Origin of the sequence: Thioalkalivibrio sp. AKL10, from assembly GCF_000381845.1 — a bacterium.
GTDB lineage: Bacteria > Pseudomonadota > Gammaproteobacteria > Ectothiorhodospirales > Ectothiorhodospiraceae > Thioalkalivibrio > Thioalkalivibrio versutus.
Map to the genome: position 1 here is coordinate 393,099 of NZ_KB907145.1, position 20,298 is coordinate 413,396.

General features: G+C 65.3%; 19 protein-coding genes. 18 read left to right on the forward strand and 1 reads right to left on the reverse strand.

All coding sequences use genetic code 11. The annotated features are described in order from the left end of the window. The first annotated feature begins 10 nt into the window (after window positions 1–10). The 18 genes from G333_RS0112885 to G333_RS0112975 all read left to right on the forward strand — a co-directional run bounded on the left by G333_RS0112885 (window position 11) and on the right by G333_RS0112975 (window position 18,405). A complete protein-coding gene (locus G333_RS0112885; protein WP_019628639.1) occupies window positions 11–3,109 on the forward strand; it encodes an efflux RND transporter permease subunit in 3,099 nt (1,032 codons plus the stop codon). A 318-nt stretch (window positions 3,110–3,427) separates the two neighbouring features. After that, a complete protein-coding gene (locus G333_RS0112890; protein ID WP_018144355.1) occupies window positions 3,428–4,852 on the forward strand; it encodes a form I ribulose bisphosphate carboxylase large subunit in 1,425 nt (474 codons plus the stop codon). Between the two features lie 68 nt (window positions 4,853–4,920). Beyond that, window positions 4,921–5,253: a ribulose bisphosphate carboxylase small subunit gene (locus tag G333_RS0112895; RefSeq protein WP_018144354.1), complete on the forward strand. Its 333-nt coding sequence runs from the start codon at window positions 4,921–4,923 to the stop codon at window positions 5,251–5,253. Between the two features lie 160 nt (window positions 5,254–5,413). Further along, on the forward strand, window positions 5,414–8,362 hold the full coding sequence (locus tag G333_RS0112900; RefSeq protein WP_026289383.1) for a CsoS2 family carboxysome shell protein: 2,949 nt from the start codon (window positions 5,414–5,416) through the stop codon (window positions 8,360–8,362). Between the two features lie 165 nt (window positions 8,363–8,527). Beyond that, window positions 8,528–9,937 carry a carboxysome shell carbonic anhydrase gene (locus G333_RS0112910; RefSeq protein ID WP_019628640.1) on the forward strand — a complete coding sequence of 470 codons (1,410 nt, stop codon included), beginning with the start codon at window positions 8,528–8,530 and terminating at the stop codon, window positions 9,935–9,937. A gap of 17 nt (window positions 9,938–9,954) precedes the next feature. Continuing rightward, the gene (locus G333_RS0112915) at window positions 9,955–10,206 is read left to right on the forward strand and encodes a carboxysome peptide A (protein ID WP_017940626.1); all 252 of its coding nucleotides are present in this window, start codon (window positions 9,955–9,957) and stop codon (window positions 10,204–10,206) included. 4 nt (window positions 10,207–10,210) lie between these two features. After that, window positions 10,211–10,543, forward strand: a complete 333-nt coding sequence (locus G333_RS0112920) for a carboxysome peptide B (protein WP_018144350.1) — start codon at window positions 10,211–10,213, stop codon at window positions 10,541–10,543. 45 nt (window positions 10,544–10,588) lie between these two features. Next, entirely contained in the window at window positions 10,589–10,888 is a 300-nt protein-coding gene (locus G333_RS0112925; RefSeq protein WP_012982275.1) for a BMC domain-containing protein, read from the forward strand. A 31-nt stretch (window positions 10,889–10,919) separates the two neighbouring features. Then, window positions 10,920–11,213, forward strand: a complete 294-nt coding sequence (locus tag G333_RS0112930) for a BMC domain-containing protein (RefSeq protein WP_012982276.1) — start codon at window positions 10,920–10,922, stop codon at window positions 11,211–11,213. Between the two features lie 66 nt (window positions 11,214–11,279). After that, window positions 11,280–11,594 carry a BMC domain-containing protein gene (locus tag G333_RS0112935; RefSeq protein ID WP_026182021.1) on the forward strand — a complete coding sequence of 105 codons (315 nt, stop codon included), beginning with the start codon at window positions 11,280–11,282 and terminating at the stop codon, window positions 11,592–11,594. A gap of 10 nt (window positions 11,595–11,604) precedes the next feature. Continuing rightward, entirely contained in the window at window positions 11,605–12,027 is a 423-nt protein-coding gene (locus G333_RS0112940; RefSeq protein ID WP_019628641.1) for a bacterioferritin, read from the forward strand. Window positions 12,028–12,062: 35 nt separating this feature from the next. Beyond that, complete coding sequence (locus tag G333_RS0112945; protein ID WP_018950684.1) at window positions 12,063–12,344, forward strand: 4a-hydroxytetrahydrobiopterin dehydratase; 282 nt, start codon at window positions 12,063–12,065, stop codon at window positions 12,342–12,344. Window positions 12,345–12,403: 59 nt separating this feature from the next. Beyond that, window positions 12,404–13,039 carry a ParA family partition ATPase gene (gene parA, locus G333_RS0112950; RefSeq protein ID WP_018168600.1) on the forward strand — a complete coding sequence of 212 codons (636 nt, stop codon included), beginning with the start codon at window positions 12,404–12,406 and terminating at the stop codon, window positions 13,037–13,039. Beyond that, window positions 13,036–13,428 carry a hypothetical protein gene (locus G333_RS0112955; RefSeq protein ID WP_019563264.1) on the forward strand — a complete coding sequence of 131 codons (393 nt, stop codon included), beginning with the start codon at window positions 13,036–13,038 and terminating at the stop codon, window positions 13,426–13,428. The genes parA and G333_RS0112955 overlap by 4 nt, the downstream gene beginning before the upstream one ends. A gap of 61 nt (window positions 13,429–13,489) precedes the next feature. Then, on the forward strand, window positions 13,490–14,293 hold the full coding sequence (locus G333_RS0112960) for a CbbQ/NirQ/NorQ/GpvN family protein (protein WP_018144344.1): 804 nt from the start codon (window positions 13,490–13,492) through the stop codon (window positions 14,291–14,293). Window positions 14,294–14,311: 18 nt separating this feature from the next. Further along, entirely contained in the window at window positions 14,312–16,633 is a 2,322-nt protein-coding gene (locus tag G333_RS0112965; RefSeq protein ID WP_019567932.1) for a nitric oxide reductase activation protein NorD, read from the forward strand. A gap of 74 nt (window positions 16,634–16,707) precedes the next feature. Then, entirely contained in the window at window positions 16,708–17,685 is a 978-nt protein-coding gene (locus G333_RS0112970) for a LysR family transcriptional regulator (protein ID WP_018168603.1), read from the forward strand. A gap of 153 nt (window positions 17,686–17,838) precedes the next feature. Then, complete coding sequence (locus G333_RS0112975; protein WP_018168604.1) at window positions 17,839–18,405, forward strand: SgcJ/EcaC family oxidoreductase; 567 nt, start codon at window positions 17,839–17,841, stop codon at window positions 18,403–18,405. Window positions 18,406–18,472: 67 nt separating this feature from the next. On the opposite strand, the gene G333_RS0112980 is transcribed toward G333_RS0112975, so the two are convergent. After that, window positions 18,473–20,296, reverse strand: coding sequence for a glycoside hydrolase family 15 protein (locus tag G333_RS0112980; protein WP_019628642.1), 1,824 nt, complete (start codon window positions 20,294–20,296; stop codon window positions 18,473–18,475). Window positions 20,297–20,298: the final 2 nt, after the last annotated feature.

The window sequence follows — 20,298 nt, forward strand, 5'->3', positions numbered from 1 at the left end:
GGTCGCTGGCATGCGCTTTACCGATATCTTCATCCAGAAGCCGGTGCTCGCCACGGTGGTGAGTCTGTTCATCCTGTTGTTCGGGGTGCGCGCGGTATTTGATCTGAACGTGCGCCAGTTCCCCGAGGTGCAGAACGCGGTGGTGACCGTCAGCACCGCGTATATCGGCGCGGATGCCGATCTGGTGCAGGGCTTCATCACCACGCCGATGGAGCGCGAGGTGGCCGAGGCCGAGGGGATCGATTACCTCGTCTCCACCAGCCGCGCGGGAATCAGCATCGTCGAGGCCCATCTGGAGCTGGACTACGATCCCAACGTGGCCCTGACGCAGATCGCGGCCCAGGTGGACAAGATTCGCAGCGACCTGCCGGCGGAGGCCGAGGACTCGGTGGTGGATCTGTCCGTGGGGCAGGACGTGGCTGCAATGTACATGTCGTTCTACTCCGAACGGTTGTCCAACAACCAGACCACCGATTACCTGATCCGCGAGGTGCAGCCGGAACTGGCGACCATCAACGGCGTGCAGCGAGCCGAGATCCTGGGCGCCCAGAGCTTTGCGATGCGCGCCTGGCTGGATGCCGATCGCATGGCCGCCTTCGGTGTGACCGGGCGCGACGTGCGCGAGGCCCTGGAGCGCAACAATGTGCTGTCCGCCGTGGGCCAGACGCGGGGTTCCATGGTTGGGCTGGACCTGACGGCGGATACCGATCTGAGTCGTCCGGAGGAGTTCGAGCAGCTGATCCTGTTCGAGACCGGCGGCGACCTGGTGCGCCTGGGCGACGTGGCCGAGGTGGAGCTGGGCTCGGAGAACTACGACACCTCGGTGCGCTTCAATGGCGAGGCGGCCACCTTCGTCGGGATCGAGATGGCGCCGGATGCCAACGCCCTGGACGTGATTGCCGAGGTCCGCGACGTATTCGACGAGCGCATCCTGCCGCGCCTGCCCTCGGGGCTGGAAGGCGAGATCGTCTACGACTCCACGGACTACATCCAGAGTGCGATCGACGAGGTGCTGGTGACCATCGGCCTGGCGCTGGGGATCGTGCTGGTGGTGATCTACCTGTTCCTCGGCTCGTTGCGCAGCGTGATTATCCCGGCCGTAGCGGTGCCGCTATCGCTGGTCGGCACCTTCATGCTGATGCTGCTGATGGGGTTCTCGCTGAACCTGTTGACCCTGCTGGCGATGGTGCTGGCCATCGGCATAGTGGTGGATGACGCCATCATCATGCTGGAGAACATCTCCCGTCATATCGAGGAGGGGATGTCGCGTATGGACGCGGCGATCCAGGGGGCGCGCGAACTCGCCTGGCCGATCGTGGCGATGTCGACCACCCTGGTGGCGGTGTTCCTGCCGCTGGGCTTCATCGGCGGGCTGACCGGGACGCTCTTCATCGAGTTCGCGTTCACCCTGGCGGCGACCGTCGTGATCTCGGGGATTGTCGCGATCACGTTGTCGCCGATGATGTGCTCGAAGATCCTGCGCGATGGCGCCACCGAGAAGCGCGGACGCATCGAAGGCTGGCTGGATGCACGCTTCGACTCCCTCCAGCAACGCTATCGTCGGCGCCTGCATGGTGCGCTGAATGACCGCTTCACCATCGCGGTGTTCGGTGCCATCGTGCTGGTGTCCTGCTACTTCCTGTTCGTCACCTCGCAGAGCGAGCTGGAGCCGCCGGAGGACCAGGGCTTCGCGTTCTCCATCATGGAGGGCGATGCCTACATGGGCCTGGACTGGCTGGAACGCAACACCGAGTTGACCGACCGCTTCTTCGACGAAATCCCGGAGCTCGATAACATCTTTATCGTGAACGGTTTTGGCGGCGGCCCGGGCATCGCCGGTGCCGGCAACCAGGCCCTGGGCGGTTTCGTCCTCGCACCCTGGGATCAGCGTGATCGGGATACCGAGACCATCCTGCAGGAGGAGCTGCAGCCACGTCTGGACCGCATCCCGGCGCTGGAGGTGTTCGCGATCCAGCCGCCCCAGCTGCCCACCCCGGGCGACGGTGCACCGGTGAGTGTGGTCCTTGGCTCCACCGGTTCGTTCGAGGAGCTGGAGCAGTTCGCCAGCGAGATCATGCAGCGGGCGATGGCGACCGGGCGCTTCATCTTCATGGACTCCGATCTCGACTTCGATCAGCCGCAGGTGGATCTCAAGATCGACCGCGAACGCGCCGCCCAGCTCGGGATCGACATGGCCACGCTCAATGCCGATCTGGCGACCATGTTGTCTGGCGGGTTTGCCGGGCGCTTCGCGATGGAGAACCGCAGCTATCGCGTGATTCCTCAGGTGCAGCGCAGCGAGCGCCTGAATCCGGAGCAGCTGGAAGAGTTGTTCACGCGTACCCGTGACGGCGAGCCGATCCCGTTATCCAGCATCGTGACACTGGAAGAAACGGTGACCCCGCGCTCGCTCAAGCGCTTCCAGCAGCTCAATGCCGTGACCCTGTCGGGTGTGCCGCGGCCGGGCGTGACCCTGGGCGAGGCCCTGGACATCGTCGACGAGATTGCCGCCGACGTGCTCCCACCGGATGTCAGTGTCGACTATGCCGGACAGTCGCGTCAGCTGAAGGCCGAGGGCAGTGAGCTGGTGGTCACCTTCTTCTTTGCCCTGTTGGTGATCTTCCTGGTCCTGGCTGCTCAGTTCGAGTCCTTCCGCGACCCGTTGATCATTCTGACCACGGTGCCGATGTCGATCGCCGGGGCACTGATCTTCATCAGCCTTGGGGTGACTTCGCTGAATATCTATACCCAGGTGGGGCTGCTGACCCTGATCGGCCTGATCGCCAAGCACGGCATCCTGATCGTGGAGTTTGCCAACCAGCTGCAACGCCAGGGCCGGACGCTGCGCGAGGCGATCGAGGAGGCGTCGGCCCTGCGCCTGCGGCCGATCCTGATGACCACCACCGCGACCGTGGTGGCGATGGTGCCCTTGCTGATGGCCGCCGGGGCCGGCGCCGGCTCGCGTTTCGCGATGGGCCTGGTGATCGCGAGCGGCATGGCGATCGGGACCCTGTTCACCCTGTTCGTGGTGCCCGCCATCTACCTCTATCTGGCGCGGGATCACCATGCCGCCGGTGACGGAGAGCCTGCCACTGCCGCCACGTCCTGATACCCGCGGTCGTGGGCTGTGTGACGGGGCGTTCCCGGCGGCCCGTCACAGGGCCTGTGCGGCGGGTCGCGCCAAAGGCATGCACAGGCTACGGTCTTCGACTACAATCGACCTCCGCAATCCGTCGCGGTCGGTGTTTCGATGCCTGGCTGCACCATTGCGAACCCGAACCCCTGCCGGTCAGTGGCCCTCCCGCTGTCCGGCTTTTATATAAACGATTGTCTATCGGTCGCATCTAGATTATTTATTTGTTATTAGTGATTGCCCTCCCTAATCTAGGCGACCATCACGATTAACCAACGCGTAGGAGAAGGCCACATGTCTGCCGCCAAGAAGTACTCCGCGGGCGTCAAGGATTACCGCGAAACATACTGGATGCCCGAATACACGCCGCTGGATACTGACCTGCTGGCGTGTTTCAAGATTACCCCGCAGCCCGGTATCGACCGCGAAGAAGCTGCCGCCGCTGTGGCAGCCGAGTCCTCCACCGGTACCTGGACCACGGTGTGGACCGACCTCCTGACCGACATGGATTACTACAAGGGTCGGGCGTACATGATCGAGGACGTCCCGGGTGACGACGAGTCCTTCTACGCGTTCATCGCCTACCCGATCGACCTGTTCGAAGAAGGCTCCATGGTGAACGTGTTCACCTCCCTGGTCGGTAACGTGTTCGGCTTCAAGGCCATACGCATGCTGCGCCTGGAAGACGTGCGCTTCCCGATCGCCTACGTGAAGACCTGTGGTGGTCCGCCCATGGGTATCCAGGTCGAGCGTGATCGCCTGAACAAGTACGGCCGCCCGATGCTGGGTTGCACCATCAAGCCGAAGCTGGGTCTGTCCGCGAAGAACTACGGCCGTGCCGTGTACGAGTGCCTGCGTGGCGGTCTCGACTTCACCAAGGACGACGAGAACATCAACTCCCAGCCGTTCATGCGCTGGCGTGACCGCTTCGATTTCGTCCAGGAAGCGACTGAAAAGGCCGAAGCCGAGACCGGCGAGCGCAAGGGTCACTACCTGAACGTCACCGCGCCGACCCCGGAAGAGATGTACAAGCGTGCCGAGTACGCCAAGGAAATTGGCGCGCCGATCATCATGCACGACTACATCACCGGCGGTTTCTGTGCCAACACGGGCCTGGCCAACTGGTGCCGCGACAACGGCATGCTGCTGCACATCCACCGTGCCATGCACGCGGTCATCGACCGTCATCCGAAGCACGGCATCCACTTCCGTGTGCTCGCCAAGATCCTGCGCCTGTCCGGTGGCGACCACCTCCACACCGGCACCGTGGTCGGCAAGCTGGAAGGCGACCGCGCGGCGACGCTCGGCTGGATCGACCTGCTGCGTGAATCCTTCATCCCGGAAGACCGCTCGCGCGGCATCTTCTTCGATCAGGACTGGGGTTCCATGCCGGGTGTGTTCGCCGTGGCCTCCGGTGGTATCCACGTCTGGCACATGCCGGCCCTGGTCGCGATCTTCGGTGACGACTCCGTGCTGCAGTTCGGTGGCGGCACCCTGGGCCACCCGTGGGGCAATGCTCCGGGCGCGACCGCCAACCGCGTGGCCGTCGAGGCCTGCGTCCAGGCGCGCAACGAGGGTCGCGAGATCGAGAAGGAAGGCAAGGAGATCCTGACCCAGGCCGCCCAGCACAGTCCCGAACTGAAGATCGCCATGGAAACGTGGAAGGAAATCAAGTTCGAGTTCGACACCACCGACAAGCTGGACGTCCAACACAAGTGATCGTCCGTGTGCGGGCGGCCTGAGTGGCTGCCCGCACCTTCAGAGAACAAGCGCATAGGATTAACGACATGTCCGATATTCAGAACTTCAAGCCGGTGCAGAAGTACGAGACCTTCTCTTACCTGCCCGAGATGAACGCCGATCAGGTTCGCCGTCAGATCGAGTACACGATTGCCCAGGGCTGGAACCCGGCGGTCGAGTACAGCGAAAAAGAACACGCCATGTCCAACTACTGGTACATGTGGAAGCTCCCGATGTTCGGCGAGCAGTCCGTCGAGGCCGTGCTGAGCGAGATCGAGCAGTGCCGCCGTGCCAACCCAGGCATGATGGTTCGCTTCCTCGCCTACGATAACTATGCCCAGAGCCAGGGCACGGCCTTCGTGGTCGATCGCGGTCGCTAATTAGGGCCCGTACCTGCCGGGTCCGCCTTCGGGCCCGGCAGTTCAGTAAAGCGTTATTTACCGTTGCTGCCGCCAACTGTAAGGAAGTGCCATGAGTAATCCGACATCTGCGTCTGAAGGTCTCTCGGGGCGTGAACGTGCCCTGGAACGGCGCAAAGCCATGTCTCGCAATGGCAAGGCTGCCGTGAAGTCGACCGACCAAACCAAAGGGAGCAGCCGCTCCGCTGGGGCTGCGCGAGATGCGCGCCAGGCGAAGGCGGACCCTGCCCCGGCACCCCAGGCGCGGGAGCCGGAGATGCACTCCAGTGAATCCTCGTCGCAGGTCTCCGCCGAGACCCGCGACACCACGCCCGAGCGCCGCCCGGAACCGGGCGCGCACACGGGCGTCTCGAATGGGCGCCAGGCCGCCCTTGAGCGGCGCCAGAAGATGGCGCGCCAGGGCAAGAAGGCTGTGGGCCGAACCAATACGCGTGCCCAGGCCGCGGGTGGCATGGCCCCCGCCGGCGCCGAGCGTTCGCGCCAGCTGGAAGCCCTGGCCCAGTCGCAGAACGTCGAGGTCGACTGCTCGAACATGAGCGGTCGCGAGATCTGCCGCCTGCGGCGTCAGGCGCTCTCCACGGAAGGCAAGAAGGCCGTTGCGCCGGAACCGCGCCGTGGGGATCGCATCAAGGGATCGGAGCCGGTGGCTGCGCCCGCCCAGGAATCCAAGAAGGACTGTGGTTGCGGCTGCAAGGGCGAGAAGGCAGAGCGCGATGCGTCGGTCAACACCGCCCCGAGCCGCGACGCCGCGATGGTCGAAAGCGGCCTGGACCAGCTGTGCGACAAGGTCGAATCCGGGGGTGAGGCCGCTGGCCCGCATCCGATGATCTCGGAGGTTCGCGCGATCTGCATGGCGCGCCGGGATGCCATGGCGCAGACCGGCAAGAAGGCCCAGCGTCGGCGTTTTAACGGCGGTCAGGCTCGCGGCACCATGCCGCAGGAAGGCGCCTGGAAGGCCGCCAAGCGCCAAGGGATGTCCGCCCGCGAAGTCGCTCGGCAGCGCCGTGAAGAACTGTGCAAGCTGGGCCGTGGCTCGGCCGAGCCGGGGCGTCCCTGTGGCCGGCCGCGCCCTGTCGAGGGCGATGCGCCGCCGAAGGTTGAAGAGGGCACCACGCTGGCAGGCAGCCATGTAAGTGGCACGCAGGTCGAGCGTACCTCGGGCGTCACCGGCACGGAGGCGGGCAGCTGCTCTTCGATCACCGGCACCGAATACCTCGGGGTGGAGCACTACGAGCGGTACTGTGGTGCGCGCCCGGCCGGCAATCCGCCGAAGGTTGGCACGTCGCACACCGCGCACGGTCAGTCGGTCAGTGGCACCGAAGTTGGGCGGTCGAACCGTGTGACCGGCGACGAGCGTGGGTCCTGCGAGACGATCACCGGCACCGAATATCTCAGTACCGAACAATACGAAGGCTTCTGCGGCACGCGTCCGCAGGCCGGTCCGGCCCGCACGAGCGTGATGGTCACCCGTCACGGTGAAGGCGTGTCGGGCACTTCGGTCGGGCGCAGCCCGAGCGTGACCGGCGACGAAGCCGGCGCCTGCCGCGATGTGACCGGTACCGAATACCTGAACACCGCGAACAGCGAGGTTCCCTGCAACACGGGAAAGTCGAACGGGGCGCCGGCCAAGGTTGGCGTGATGCATACGCTTCGCGGTCGTGAACTGACCGGGTCCGAAGTCGGACGCTCCGTGAACGTAACCGGCAACGAATATGGCAGCTGCAAACCGGTGACCGGAACCGAATATCTCGGCACCGAGCAGTTCCAGGGCTTTTGCGGCACCCGCCCGGAACCCGCTGCGGCCAAGGTTCAGGAGTCGCACACCATGGAAGACCAGAGCGTGACCGGTGTGGCCGTGGGGCGTAGCCGGCATGTAACCGGTGACGAGCGCGGGTCCTGTGCCTCCCTGACCGGTACGCCGTATTACAACAAGTCCGACTTCGGCGATCTGTGCGAGCGGCCGGATGCCGGGGGCGTCCCCAAGGTGGGCGTAATGCACACGCTGCGGGGCCGCGAGGTTTCCGGTACCCAGGTGGATCATTCGATCCACGTGACGGGTGACGAATATGGTGGTTGCAAGCCGATCACCGGCACGGAATATGCCGGCTCCGAGCACTATGACGCCTTTTGTGGCGGTCATCGCCCGGAAGCCAGCCCGGAGAAAGTGACTGTGGGCCGTACCTGGAATCAGCAAATTGTGTCCGGCTCGGCGATCGGGCGTTCCTCGCGCGTCACCGGTGACGAATATGGCGCCTGCAAGCCGGTGAGCGGCACGGCCTATATCGGTCCGGATCAGTACGACCAGTTCTGCGACACGCAGGATTCGAGCGCGGCCGGTACGCGGGTGGCCGAACGTCATTCCACGCCGGGGCATTCGGTGTCCGGCAGCCAGCCGGGTTACGACAAGCGCGTCACCGGTACCGAACGGGGCGCCTGTCAGGACGTGTCCGGTTCCCCGTATGTGGGCGGTAACGAATTTGCCAAGAGCTGCACCAGTGCCGCGAGCAGTCTCCATCCGCGTCTGCGCCCGGAAGGGATGGGCATGCAGGCCGCGCAGGCCCAGCCAGTGGCGCAAGCCGCTTCTCGCCCGATGCCCAACGCCGGCTTCAGCGTGGAGACCCCGGCGCGGGTCGCCGCAGAGCGTCGGGAGCGCGTGACGGGGACCGCCTACGGCAGTAGCGGGAGCGTGACCGGTTCCATCAACAAGGCGATGGGTCTGGTGTCCGGCACCGAAGAGTTCCGGTATGGCGCCAGCAAGCAAGCAGCGGCCGTCGAGCCGGTGGAAGAAGGCGAGAAGGTCGGCGCCAACCGGGTGACCGTGAATGGCAGCAGCAATGGCGTCTCCATTACCGGCGACGACTGGGGGCGCGGTGACCACGTGACCGGGACCGAGGGCCTCTCGACGCGCCGCAACCAGACGCAGAAGGGCAATCCGCGTGGTGAAGGCCGCAGCGCGTATATCAATCGGGAACTCGAGCGCAAGGAAGTGCCCCCGAGCAGGATCACGGGTTCCTCCGGGAACAGCGACGCCGGTTCTCTGGTGACGCTGTCCGGCGGGGCGCGCGGTTAAGGACAGGCGAGGACTCTGAAGAACGTCATGGTGCGTGGTCGCCGCAAAAATAGCTCCATGGGCTCGCGCTTCGCGAAGTCCCGGATTGCGGCTGCGCGCGCAGCGGCGCCGAGCACTGCGGGCCCGGTGTCCGCGGTGCCGGCCTGCGGCTCGTCGTCTCCGGACATGACGCGTGAACTGACCGCGGGGCATGCGTTGGCGGATGTCCCGATGAACGAACGGCTGCACGCCTTCGAGCAGGGGTTCCGCGAGCGCTTTGCGCAGCTGGTTCCGGTGCTCAAGGAAGTGCATGCGCTGCAGCACGAGCGCGACTTCGAGGCGCGGGCGCAGGCGATCGTCGAGGAGCGCCTGGGGTACCAGCTGCCGCAGAAGGCGCTGGAGGATGCCTGGATCAACGATCTGGATACGCGCGAACTGTATCTGCACGGGACGTTCGAGCTGTTCGATCAGGTGGTCAACGAATACTGGGCGGGACGGGATGACCTGGTGGCCGAAGCGGATAGCGCGATTGCGTATTTTCTCGACTGCGACTTCCACGAAGTGGACATCTCGCCCTGCTCGGACGGGCGCCTGCTGGGCCTGCGGCGCTTCATCCTGCGCCTGCCTGATCTCGCGGTACGGGTGAAGAGCTACGCCGGGGCGCAGTTCGACATCGAGGAAGATGTGCGTCACTGGACCAAGCGCGAACTGCTGCGCTTTCGTGAGGGCCGGCCGACCACGGCCGATGTCCCCAGTCGCTATCTGAAGATTGCGGCGTACCACTACAGTGGCGCGGATCCGTTGCACCAGGGCTGCGCGGCGCACGGCAACAGCGAGCGCGATGCGGCGGACGGTGCCTTGCACCAGCTGCGCGCGTTTCGTCAGGCCATCGAGAACACCTACTGCTGTGGGGCCTCGGTCGACACGCTGCTGATCGGGGTGGATACCGATACGGATGCGATCAAGATTCACATCCCGGATGCGGATACGCGCATGAGCCTGTACCGCTTCGTGGAAAGCGCGGAGCTGTACCGGGCGACCCAGGGGCTGGACGAACAGACCGCATCGCTGCGGGTGTATCAGGCGATCCAGGATGCGATTCACCAGCAGGGCTGGGGACGCGGTAACGGCGCGCCGCATGAAGGGATGCTGCGACTGATCTCGCGGCTGCTGTTGAACAACATTTCGCAGCTGGATTATGTGGCGCGCTATCACGGCGGCCACTACGCCGATGTCGGCCACCGCGAGCGCGTGATCATCGTGGGCCAGGAGATCGAGGAGATGCAGGTTCGCAACTTCGCGTACTTCGCCCACCTGGAGACGATGGAAGAGGGCGCCGAGGGGATGGATGTCGGCGTGAACAAGATTTTTCGGAAGCTGAATGTCGAGCGCGGCCTGCCGGTTCCGGTTGTGGTGCATTATCGCTACGACCGCAAGGTGCCGGGATCGCGGGAGCGGGTCGAGGCGCGTTGTCGCCGGATTCGCAACACGATCATGGATCGCTATCGCGACCTGGCTGAAAAGGGCCTGATCGGCTGCCACATGGTGATCCGCGACAAACGCAGCGGTAGCCGTCTGGAACCACTGGCCGCCTGACGCACACGGGAACGGGAATGAAGATCTGCAAGGTTGAGAAGACGCTGGTTTCGACCAACCGCATCCGCGATCTGGGGCACCGGCCGTTGCTGGTGGTTCAGGAAAAGGCGGGCGGGCCGCGCACCGTGGCGGTCGATGCGGTCGGCTGCGTGCCCGGGGACTGGGTCATCGTGGTGGGCAGCTCGGCGGCGCGTGAAGCGGCCGGTGACAAGTCCTACCCCAGTGACGCGACGATCGTCGGGATCATCGATTACTGGGAGGAGCAGTAGCTCCATGGAAATCATGCAGGTGCAGGATGAACTGGTGGTGACCCGTCGCGTCGACGGGCTGAGCACCATTTCGCTGCGCGTGCTGGTCGACCAGAAGGGCGCGCTGAGTGTGGCCGTGGATCCGGTCGGGGCGCATCCGGGCAACTGGGTGTTCACCATCAGCGGGTCAGCCGCGCGGCTTGCGCTGGACGACAACACTATCCAGACCGATCTCACGATCGGCGGCATCATCGACCACTGGGACGATGGTGGTAAGAAGACGGAAGGGTCGAAGGACGAGGCAGGACAAGACCAGACCGATGCACAGCGCTCTGCTGGTTCCCGCAAGGCGGCGTGAGCGTCATTTTTGTTTTAAAAAACCGTAAATCCAGGAGAGAAGACAATGGCAACTGAACGTTTTGGTGTGGCGCTGGGCATGATCGAGACCCGTGGTCTGGTACCGGCGATTGAAGCGGCCGATGCAATGACCAAGGCCTCCGAAGTGCGTCTGATCGGTCGCCAGTTCGTTGGTGGCGGCTACGTGACCGTGCTGGTCCGTGGCGAAACCGGTGCCGTGAACGCCGCTGTGCGTGCCGGTGCGGATTCCTGCGAGCGTGTGGGTGACGGCCTGGTGGCCGCGCACATCATCGCCCGTGTGCATTCCGAAGTGGAAAGCATCCTGCCCGAGCAGGTTGAAAAGTAAATCATCAGTAACGCTTGATAGGAGTTGAGTAATGGCTAGCGAAAACTTTGGTGTGGCCCTCGGCATGATCGAGACCCGCGGTCTGGTCCCGGCGATCGAAGCCGCGGACGCAATGACCAAGGCTTCCGAGGTGCGTCTGATCGGGCGTCAGTTCGTGGGTGGTGGCTACGTGACCGTGCTGGTCCGTGGCGAAACCGGTGCCGTGAACGCCGCTGTGCGTGCCGGTGCGGATTCCTGCGAGCGTGTCGGTGACGGCCTCGTGGCTGCCCACATCATTGCTCGCGTCCATTCCGAGGTGGAGAACATCCTCCCGGAAAAGCCGTAACTCACGGTAGTCGAACGCCGTCGGGTCCGTAACGGGCCCGACGGCTTTTTCAAGAAGAGGTAGATGATGGCTAACGAAATTTCTGGTGTGGCCCTTGGCATGATCGAGACCCGCGGTCTGGTCCCGGCGATCGAAGCCGCGGATGCGATGACCAAGGCCTCGGAAGTGCGTCTGATCGGTCGCCAGTTCGTCGGTGGCGGCTACGTGACCGTGCTGGTCCGTGGCGAAACCGGTGCCGTGAACGCGGCGGTGCGTGCGGGCGCGGATTCTTGCGAGCGTGTGGGTGACGGCCTGGTGGCCGCGCACATCATTGCGCGCGTGCATTCGGAAGTGGAAGGCATCCTGCCGACGGCCCCGACCGCCAGCGGTTCGGCCAGCTGAGGCAACATCCATGTCCGATCCACGGATCGTGGGGTACCTGAACCGGGCGGTGGCACATGAGCTGTCGGCGGTCCAGCAGTACCTGGCCCAGGCGCGCTTGACCGCGATGTGGGGAATGGCCGACGTAAGCGATTGCCTGCGTCGGGACGCCCAGGAAGAGCTGGATCATGCGGATCGCTTCATGACTCGCATGTTTCACTATGGGGTGGCGCCGAACGGCAGCCAGCTGGCGCCGGTGCGGCTTGGCCGCTCCATGGCCGAACTTTTGGCGCGCTCGCGCGAGCTGGAGATGGAGGCGATTCGTCTGTACGACGAAGCAGCCGTCTATTGCCGGCGCGTCGGTGCGGTGGATGATGCGGCGCTGTTCGAGAACATCCTCGAGGATGAACTGGAACACGTGCGCGAGATCGATGCCCAGGGCAGCACCGCGTGACAAGCGTGGACGCGGCAACACAAGCGGAGTAGGCAATGGCGGATACCGATCTCGTGGTTCCGGCCGGGTGGGAACCCGGCAAGGGGACCTCGGCGTCCATGAGCAAACAGTTCACGTTCGACCGCTACGGCATCACGCGGAAGTTTCTAGACCACGTGGCCGAGCTGTCGGAGCAGGATGGTTATCATCCGAACATCAGCTTCGGCACGACCTACGTGAACATCACGATCGACGCCCGTGATGGCGAACAGCTTGGGGAAGGCGACAAGGCCTTTGCCCTTGAAGTCGACCGCCTGGCCGATGTCACCACCGGCTGAGCCGGGGGATTCTTGATGGGCCGGGTTGAGCCCGGTCCCCTTCCGCAGGAGGCTGTTGCGTGGGTTCGAGGGTAATCGCGGTAGTCAATCAGAAGGGCGGCACTGGCAAGACCACCCTGACCATGAACCTGGCCGCTGGGCTGGCCCGGCGGGGCCGCACGCTGGTGGTCGACGCTGACCCTCAGGGTTCGGCCGGTCAATGGGCCCGCATGGCCTCCGAGGATCGTCCGTTCGCGGCGTCGGTTTTCGCGGTTGCCGGGCCCCTCGACCGCGAGTTGAAGGCCCTGCGCAAGGACTACGACCACATCGTGGTGGATTGCCCGCCGACGCTCGAGGGCGGGGCCGTCACCGGTGCCCTGGCGGCCGCGGACGAGGTCCTGATCCCGGTGCTTCCGTCGCCGGTGGATCTGTGGGGTAGCGTCCGTATGGGGCGCGGGCTCGAAGAGGCCAAGCTCAGGAATCCCGCCCTGCGCCCCTACATCGTGATTAATCAGCTCGAAGTCCGCAGTGCGCTGTCGCGTGCGATGAAACACGCACTGATGGAGATCGACATCCCCGCCCTGGAGCAGTCACTGCGCCGGCGGGCCATATATCGGCGTTCTGCGCTGGAAGGCTGTTCCGTCTTTGATCTGGGCAAGCCGGGCGAGGCGGCGGCGGCGGAGATCGAAGCCATCATCGAGGAGGTGTCGCAATGAGCAATCTGCAAGACAAGCTGGCAGCCGGCGTGCGCAGCGCGCGCGAGGACCAGGACAAGGACAAGACCCCGGACAGCACGGCCAAGGCCGACGCGCCGGTCGCGGCACAGAAGGACACGAGCCAGGAGCCGGCGAGCAGCAGCCCGCGAGCTGCCGCGAGTACCAAGGCGGCCGCCACCAAGAAGGCGGCGACCACGACCCGCAAGGCTCCGGCCCGCAAGGCGGCCACGGCGCGCAAGAAGCCGGCAACGACGAGGAAGACGGGGACGACCGCCCAGTCGACCCAGGCCAAGGCAACTCCGGCCCGGAAAAAGCCGGCTGCAAAGAAGGAGCCGAAGGCGAACAAGGGCGGCAGCGCGTTGCATCCGGATCGGGTCTGGCCTGACTGAGGCCGATGCGTGCCGGTGGCCGGGGCCTGGGCCCCGGCCTTTCTGATTGAGGAGTCGAAACATGCAGGACGAACTACGCGATCACCTGATCACCGAGGAGCCTTACTATCAGTCCACGGCGGATGAGGTGGAGCTGTACGAGGCTGCCTATTCGGTGCGCATGCCGATGATGCTCAAGGGCCCCACGGGTTGCGGCAAGACGCGCTTTGTCGAGCACATGGCCTGGAAGCTGCGCAAGCCGCTGATTACCGTCTCGTGTAACGAGGACATGACCGCCTCGGATCTGGTGGGGCGCTATCTGCTGGATGCCAACGGCACGCGCTGGCAGGACGGCCCGCTGACCCAGGCGGCACGCCACGGGGCGATCTGCTACCTCGACGAGATCGTCGAGGCGCGCCAGGATACGACCGTCGTGATCCACCCGCTGACCGACAATCGTCGCATGCTGCCGCTGGAGAAGAAGGGCGAGATGGTCGAGGCGCATCCGGATTTTCAGGTGGTGATCTCGTACAACCCGGGCTACCAGAGCCTGATGAAGGACCTGAAAGAGTCGACCAAGCAGCGCTTCGGCGCGCTGGACTTCAACTACCCGGATCACGCAACCGAAACGCGGATTGTGGTCCACGAAGGCGGGGTCAACGAGGATATGGCCAGCAAGCTGGTCAGCGTCGCGGAGCGCGCGCGCAATCTGAAGGGCCACGGGCTGGACGAGGGGATCTCGACCCGCATGCTGGTGTACGCCGCGTCGCTGATTGCCAAGGGCGTCGCGCCGCTCGCCGCGTGCCGTATGGCCCTGGTGCGTCCGATCACGGACGACCCCGATATGCGCGACGCGCTCGACTCTGCCGTCACGACGTTCTTCTAGGCGCGTGCGCCGGACACGATGAGCATCCATCTGGAGGAATACCAGGACCTCCTCGAGGACCTCGGGGGGCAGGCCGCCGAGGTCCTCGAGGCCTCGTGGCAGGAAGCGACGAGGGCCTTCAGTACAGGTGGTCTGAAGCGCTACTACCTGGAAGGCGCACGCAGCCTGCACTCTCTGGGGCGAGGTTCGGAGATGGTCGTGGCCTTCGTCCAGGAGGCGCCGGATCTGGCGCAGGAACTGGGCGAGGATGCGGTCGGCGAGCTGGTGAGCTCGGCGATCAAGATGTACTCCAAGACGAGTGGGGCGGTCATTACCCTGCTGATCTCCACCAGCCCGATTGCGGCACGACGCCTGGGTGACCTGCGCCTGTTCGGTGGATATCTGCGCCTGGTCGACAACTTGCTGGGGCAGGCGCCACGCGGCGTTCGGCCGATGCTTGAACACCTCGACGAGTTGCTATCGCAACTGACGCTGGGTGGGTTGCGCCGTTGGGCGACCTGGGGCGCGCAGGCCCACCGTACCGACCTCGAGGAACAGATCGCCTATTTTGGTCTGGAATCGCCCGAGTCCCGTTCGGTATTCCAGAAGGAGCGACGCGGCACGCTGTTCGTGGATGTGCAGCGGCGCATCAACCTCTACCTGCGTTCGCTCTGGGCGCGCGATTTCTTCATGCGGCCGACGAGTGGCGACTTTGAGTCCCGCGAGGGTTACAAGCCCTACATCGAGGGCTTCACGATCTTCCTGCCGGATGCCTTCGACGACTGGGAAGGCCTGACCGGGCTCGATCTCTACCGTGCGGCGGCGGCCCATGCCGCGGCCCATGTGGTCTACACGCGGGAGATGCAGCCAGAGGAGGCGCCGCGCGGCGTGACCGGCGTGTTGACCGAGTTGTTCGAGGATGCCCGCGTGGAGGCCCTGGCAAGCCAGGGTTTCCCGGGTTTGCGCAACCTCTGGACACCCCTGCATACCGCGACCCCGGACGACGGTGAAGCGCCGCAGGCCCTGCTGGCCCGCACCGCACGGGCCCTGCTGGACCCGGACTACCGCGACGACCATCCGTTCGTGACCAGGGCCCGTGCGGCGCTGGCCGAACGGACCGAGGATCTCGAGGCCCCCGGCCTGGCGCGCGCCCTGGCCGAGGCCCTGGCGCCGGAATTTCCGGAGCAGGGCTACATGAACCCGCGGCAGGTCGCGCCGGATGTGCTCTACCGTGACGACAATCGCTACATGTGGGCGTTCGGGCGCGAGGAAGACGACTTCGAGACGCTGATGGCCAGCGGTTCGAACCAGGAACGCGTCTACGTGACCCCCATGGAGATGATCAACACCCTCGATGTCCCTGGCGCTGGGGACGATGCCCAGATGATCATGGTGCTGGCGACCGAATGGTTCCGGGACGGCGAAGAGGAAAGCATCAACCAGCAGGAGGGCAAGGAGCCGATCTCGCTGCCGTATCACTACCATGAGTGGGATTACCAGATGCAGCTGGAACGGCCGCACTGGGTCACCCTGCTGGAGCGGCGTCCGCAGAAGGGCGACGTGGCCGAGATCGACGCGATTAACGAAAAGCACAAGCCGCTGATCTCGCGCCTGAAGTTCCTGATCGAGGCGATGCAACCGCAGGGCGTCCAGCGTCTGCGCAAGCAGGCCGAGGGCGACGAGCTGGACTTGAACGCGCTGGTCGATGCGCAGATCGATCTGCGCATGCGGCGGCAGCCGGACGAGCGCATCTACGTGCGCAATATCCGCCAGGTGCGCGATCTGTCGGTGCTGGTGCTGCTGGATCTGTCCGAGTCCACCAACGAGATGGTCCAGGGTACGGACACCAGTGTGGTACAGCTGGCGCGCGAGGCTACCGCTCTGCTGGGCGGGGCAATCTCCAAGATTGGCGACCCCTTCGCCATCCACGGCTTTGCCTCGGATGGTCGCCACGATGTCGAGTACTACCGCTTCAAGGACTTCGGCGCCCCCTACGACGATCACGCCCGGGCACGACTGGCCGGGATGAAGGGACAGCTCTCCACTCGCATGGGCGCGGCCGTTCGGCATGCCGGGCATCTGCTGCAGCAACAGGGGACGCAGAAGAAGCTGTTGCTGATCGTGACCGACGGCGAGCCGGCGGATACCGATGTGCGCGACCCGCAGTACCTGCGTCAGGACGCGAAGCGTGCGGTGGAAGAGGTGGGCAAGAACGGCGTCTACAGCTTCTGTATCAGCCTGGACCCGAACGCCGACGAGTACGTCGAACGGATCTTCGGGGCACAGCACTTCATGGTGCTGGATCGTATCGAACGGCTCCCGGAAAAGCTGCCGATGCTGTACGCCGGTCTCACCCGGTAGGGGGCACGGGCACTAACATGGCCAGGAAAGGGACCGGCACGACACCGCAGAAGGAGTCCGGCCTTCCGCAGGTGATGCTGAAATCCGAACTGCCGGCGCACCTGATCCGGCACGCCACCCTGCGCCAGCTGCAGGTGTTCGAAGCGATCGTGCGCCTGGGTAGCTTTACCCGTGCGGCGGAAGAGCTTTACCTGACCCAGCCCACCGTCTCCATCCAGATCAAGAAGCTCTCCGGCGCCCTCGGCCTGCCGCTGTTCGAGTACGTTGGGCGCAAGGCCTTCCCCACCGAGGTCGGGCTGTTGCTGTACGACACCTGCCGCGAGATGCTCGGCGCGCTGACCAACCTGGAGATGAAGCTCGCGGAAATGCACGGGCTCAAGAGGGGGAGGCTGCGCCTGGCGGTGATCACCACCGCGCAGTACTTCGCGCCGACGATCCTCGGGCAGTTCGCCAAGCGCTATCCGGACATTGAACTGTCGCTGGAGGTCAGCAACTTCGACCGTGTGCTGCAGCGCCTGGCCAACAACGATGACGATCTGTACATCATTGGACACGTGCCCGAGCGGCTGACCGACATCGCGGTGTATCCGTTCGCGCCGAACCCGCTGGTGGTGATGGCCAGCCGCGATCACCCGCTCGTCGGACAGCGCAACATCCCGATCGAACGCCTGGAACAGGAGACGTTCCTGATGCGCGAGCCGGGCTCCGGGATCCGCGAGGCAACGCTCAAGCTGTTCCAGGAGCACGGGATCAGCCCGACGGTGCGCATGGAGCTCGGCTCCAACGAGGCGATCAAGCAGGCGGTAATCGGCGGCCTGGGGATTGCGGTGCTGTCGTTGCACACCCTCAGCGCGGAGGGGGCGGGCGGGCCGGTAGCACTGCTGGATGTGGAGCACTTCCCGATTCACCGCCAGTGGCACATCGTTCACCCCAGGCAGAAGGTCCTGTCGGTGGTCGCGCAGACCTTTCTCGACTTCGCGATCCAGGACGAGGCGCGCGTGCGCGGCCAGGTCGAGGATCTCCTTGCGGCCTTCAAGGCCCAGGCGAGCTGACCACAAGAGGTCATTGCAAGCGCAGCGGCCCAATCTGCAGGGGGGCGCTGACAGCGGAGTCATTCGGGGCGGGCCCGGAATGACAGGCCCGGGAGCGTACCTTACAATTCACGGATTACCCGGCCGCTAACGGCCGAACTCGGAGATCAGTCAGTGACCACGAGCAGCCGACCGCGTATCAGCGGCACCCAGTTCATCAACGCCGACCAGGCGCCGCGCGCGCGCCTGAGCCTGAGTGCCTCGCACCGCGATCAACACCATCCGGTGACCGGGACCGGCGGTGACCCCCGGTTCGGCGCGATCGATACCCCAGCCAACGAGAGCTGCGTGGTCTGTGCGCCGGCGACCCGCCGACTGGCCGAGGAACTGTTCGAGGGCTGGAACGCGGCCCTGCAGACGGGTGACGCGCGCAAGGTCGCCGAGCGCTATGCCGAGGACGCTGTTCTGCTCCCGACCGTCTCCAACGTCCCGCGCACCACGCACGCCGAGATCCAGGACTACTTCGAGCACTTCCTGGAGAAGAAGCCCTTTGGGACGATCAACACCCGCAACGTGAAGCTTGGCTGCAACAAGCTCACCGATGCCGGCACCTACACCTTTCGCGTGACGGATGGCGGTGAGACCAAGGAAGTCCCCGCGCGCTACACCTTCGTCTACGAGAACCGTGACGGGGGATGGAAGATCGTCCATCACCACTCCTCGATGATGCCGACCGCCTGAAGAGGGTGTCTCCCCAGTCCGGAGGCCTTTCGGGCCTCGGGCACCGCTTAACGTGAGTTGACTGTTCTCAACGCTCCCGGCTTCGCTCCAGCGCCCGCGCGAGCTTGATGCCGCTCGAAATCAGGCCGACGTGGCTGAACGCCTGCGGGAAGTTGCCGAGGAAAGCGCCGCTAGCGGGGTCGATCTGTTCCGGGAGCAGACCCAGCGCATTGGTGCGGTCGCACAGGGAGTCGTACAGCGCCTGGGCCTCCTCCAGTCGACCCTGCCCGACCAGATTGTCGACCAGCCAGAAGCTGCACAGCACAAACGCACCCTCGTGCCCGGGCAGTCCGTCCGGGGATTCCTCCGGCAGATAGCGGTAGAGCAGGCCGTTGCCGGCACCCAGGCGCCGGACGACGGCCACGGTAGTGGCCACCATCTTCGGGTGATCCGCGGGGATGACGCCGCGTCCGGGTAGTGCCAGCAGACTCGCGTCGATGCCGCCGCCGCCCAGATGTTCGGTCAGGCTCTGGAGTTCGGGGTCCCAGGCCTGTTCCAGGATCGCCTCGTGGATCTGCCGCGCCTCGGAACGCCAGAGCGCACTGTCGCCTTGCACGCCGTTGCTCTCGGCCAGCGCGGCCCCGCGCTCCAGCGCGACCGCGCACAGGGCGGCGGAGTAGGTAAACGGTCGTCCGGCTGTGCGGACCTCCCAGATCCCGTGGTCGGGGTTTTTCCATTCGGTCTTGGCGGACTCGACCAGGCGCCGCAGGCGCTGCCACAGGTGATCGTCCAGCGTGCCGCCCCAGCGTACCCAGCGATAGGCGCAATCGAGGATCTCCCCGAACACGTCATGCTGGCGCTGTTCGACCGCGCCGTTCCCCCAGCGCACGGGCCCCGAACCACGGTAGCCCTCCAGTTCGGGATCGCTGCGCTCCGGTTGCGGGAGGTGGCCGTCCACGTCGTACAGCACCCGGGGCCAGCCCGCGCGATCGACGGCGTCCAGGGCCCAGCCGATAAACCCGGCGGCCTCGTGGGTCATGCCGATGTCGCTCATCGCATACACCGAGAACGCCGCATCGCGGATCCACGCGTAGCGGTAATCCCAGTTGCGCGGGCCGCCGATCGCCTCCGGCAGGGAGGATGTCGGTGCCGCGATCATGGCCCCGGTCGCGGTGTAGTCCATCTGCTTGAGGGTGACAGCCGAGCGGCGGACGAGGTCCTCGCGAGGCCCTTCATAGCTGAAGTGCGTCATCCAGCGTCGCCAGACCAGCAGGGTGGCCTCGAGCAGGTCCTGCGGGGTGCGGGGCTGGAACCGATGCGTATGCGGCCCCCACCCGAGGAGCACGTGATGCTGCTCCCCGGCCTCCAGTTCATGCAGGCTGTCCGCGTCCTCCAGCGGCAGGGACGAGCTCAGGGCCAGTTCCAGGTCCGGCTGGCGGTGCAACGCCAGGCCCAGCCCGGCCCCGTGCGGATACAAATCCGCCCCGCCCCGGGGTGTAACGCGGACCCGCAGGTGTACCCGGCCCTCCAGCACCTCGATCCGGCGCAGCAGCTCATTCCGTCCGGCGGGTGCGTCCTCCGAGAGGTCTGCCCCTGCGCGCAGGGGCAGACAGTCGGTCACCCGGACGCGCCCCTCTGGTCCGGTCATCTCGGTGATCAGGACGGCGGTATCCGGAATATAGCGCTGGTGCGAGGTGACCAGGGGTTCCGGGGCCACGGTGAAGGCGCCGCCGCGCTGGTGATCCAGCAGCGCGCAGAACAAGGGTTCGGAGTCAAAGCGGGGGACGCACATCCAGGGGATGGTCCCGTCGCGACCGACCAGGGCGGCAGTCGTGCAGTTCCCGATCAGGCCGTGCTCCTCGATCGGCAGGTAGCCGTCAATGCGGTGTACGGGGCGGTCGGATACGGTCACTG

What these genes read in the sequence shown, in the direction of transcription:
- G333_RS0112885 (WP_019628639.1), top strand. Translation starts at nt 11, where the DNA reads ATGCGCTTTACCGATATCTTCATCCAGAAGCCGGTGCTCGCCACGGTG.
- G333_RS0112890 (WP_018144355.1), top strand. Translation starts at nt 3,428, where the DNA reads ATGTCTGCCGCCAAGAAGTACTCCGCGGGCGTCAAGGATTACCGCGAA.
- G333_RS0112895 (WP_018144354.1), top strand. Translation starts at nt 4,921, where the DNA reads ATGTCCGATATTCAGAACTTCAAGCCGGTGCAGAAGTACGAGACCTTC.
- G333_RS0112900 (WP_026289383.1), top strand. Translation starts at nt 5,414, where the DNA reads ATGTCTCGCAATGGCAAGGCTGCCGTGAAGTCGACCGACCAAACCAAA.
- G333_RS0112910 (WP_019628640.1), top strand. Translation starts at nt 8,528, where the DNA reads ATGACGCGTGAACTGACCGCGGGGCATGCGTTGGCGGATGTCCCGATG.
- G333_RS0112915 (WP_017940626.1), top strand. Translation starts at nt 9,955, where the DNA reads ATGAAGATCTGCAAGGTTGAGAAGACGCTGGTTTCGACCAACCGCATC.
- G333_RS0112920 (WP_018144350.1), top strand. Translation starts at nt 10,211, where the DNA reads ATGGAAATCATGCAGGTGCAGGATGAACTGGTGGTGACCCGTCGCGTC.
- G333_RS0112925 (WP_012982275.1), top strand. Translation starts at nt 10,589, where the DNA reads ATGGCAACTGAACGTTTTGGTGTGGCGCTGGGCATGATCGAGACCCGT.
- G333_RS0112930 (WP_012982276.1), top strand. Translation starts at nt 10,920, where the DNA reads ATGGCTAGCGAAAACTTTGGTGTGGCCCTCGGCATGATCGAGACCCGC.
- G333_RS0112935 (WP_026182021.1), top strand. Translation starts at nt 11,280, where the DNA reads ATGGCTAACGAAATTTCTGGTGTGGCCCTTGGCATGATCGAGACCCGC.
- G333_RS0112940 (WP_019628641.1), top strand. Translation starts at nt 11,605, where the DNA reads ATGTCCGATCCACGGATCGTGGGGTACCTGAACCGGGCGGTGGCACAT.
- G333_RS0112945 (WP_018950684.1), top strand. Translation starts at nt 12,063, where the DNA reads ATGGCGGATACCGATCTCGTGGTTCCGGCCGGGTGGGAACCCGGCAAG.
- G333_RS0112955 (WP_019563264.1), top strand. Translation starts at nt 13,036, where the DNA reads ATGAGCAATCTGCAAGACAAGCTGGCAGCCGGCGTGCGCAGCGCGCGC.
- G333_RS0112960 (WP_018144344.1), top strand. Translation starts at nt 13,490, where the DNA reads ATGCAGGACGAACTACGCGATCACCTGATCACCGAGGAGCCTTACTAT.
- G333_RS0112965 (WP_019567932.1), top strand. Translation starts at nt 14,312, where the DNA reads ATGAGCATCCATCTGGAGGAATACCAGGACCTCCTCGAGGACCTCGGG.
- G333_RS0112970 (WP_018168603.1), top strand. Translation starts at nt 16,708, where the DNA reads ATGCTGAAATCCGAACTGCCGGCGCACCTGATCCGGCACGCCACCCTG.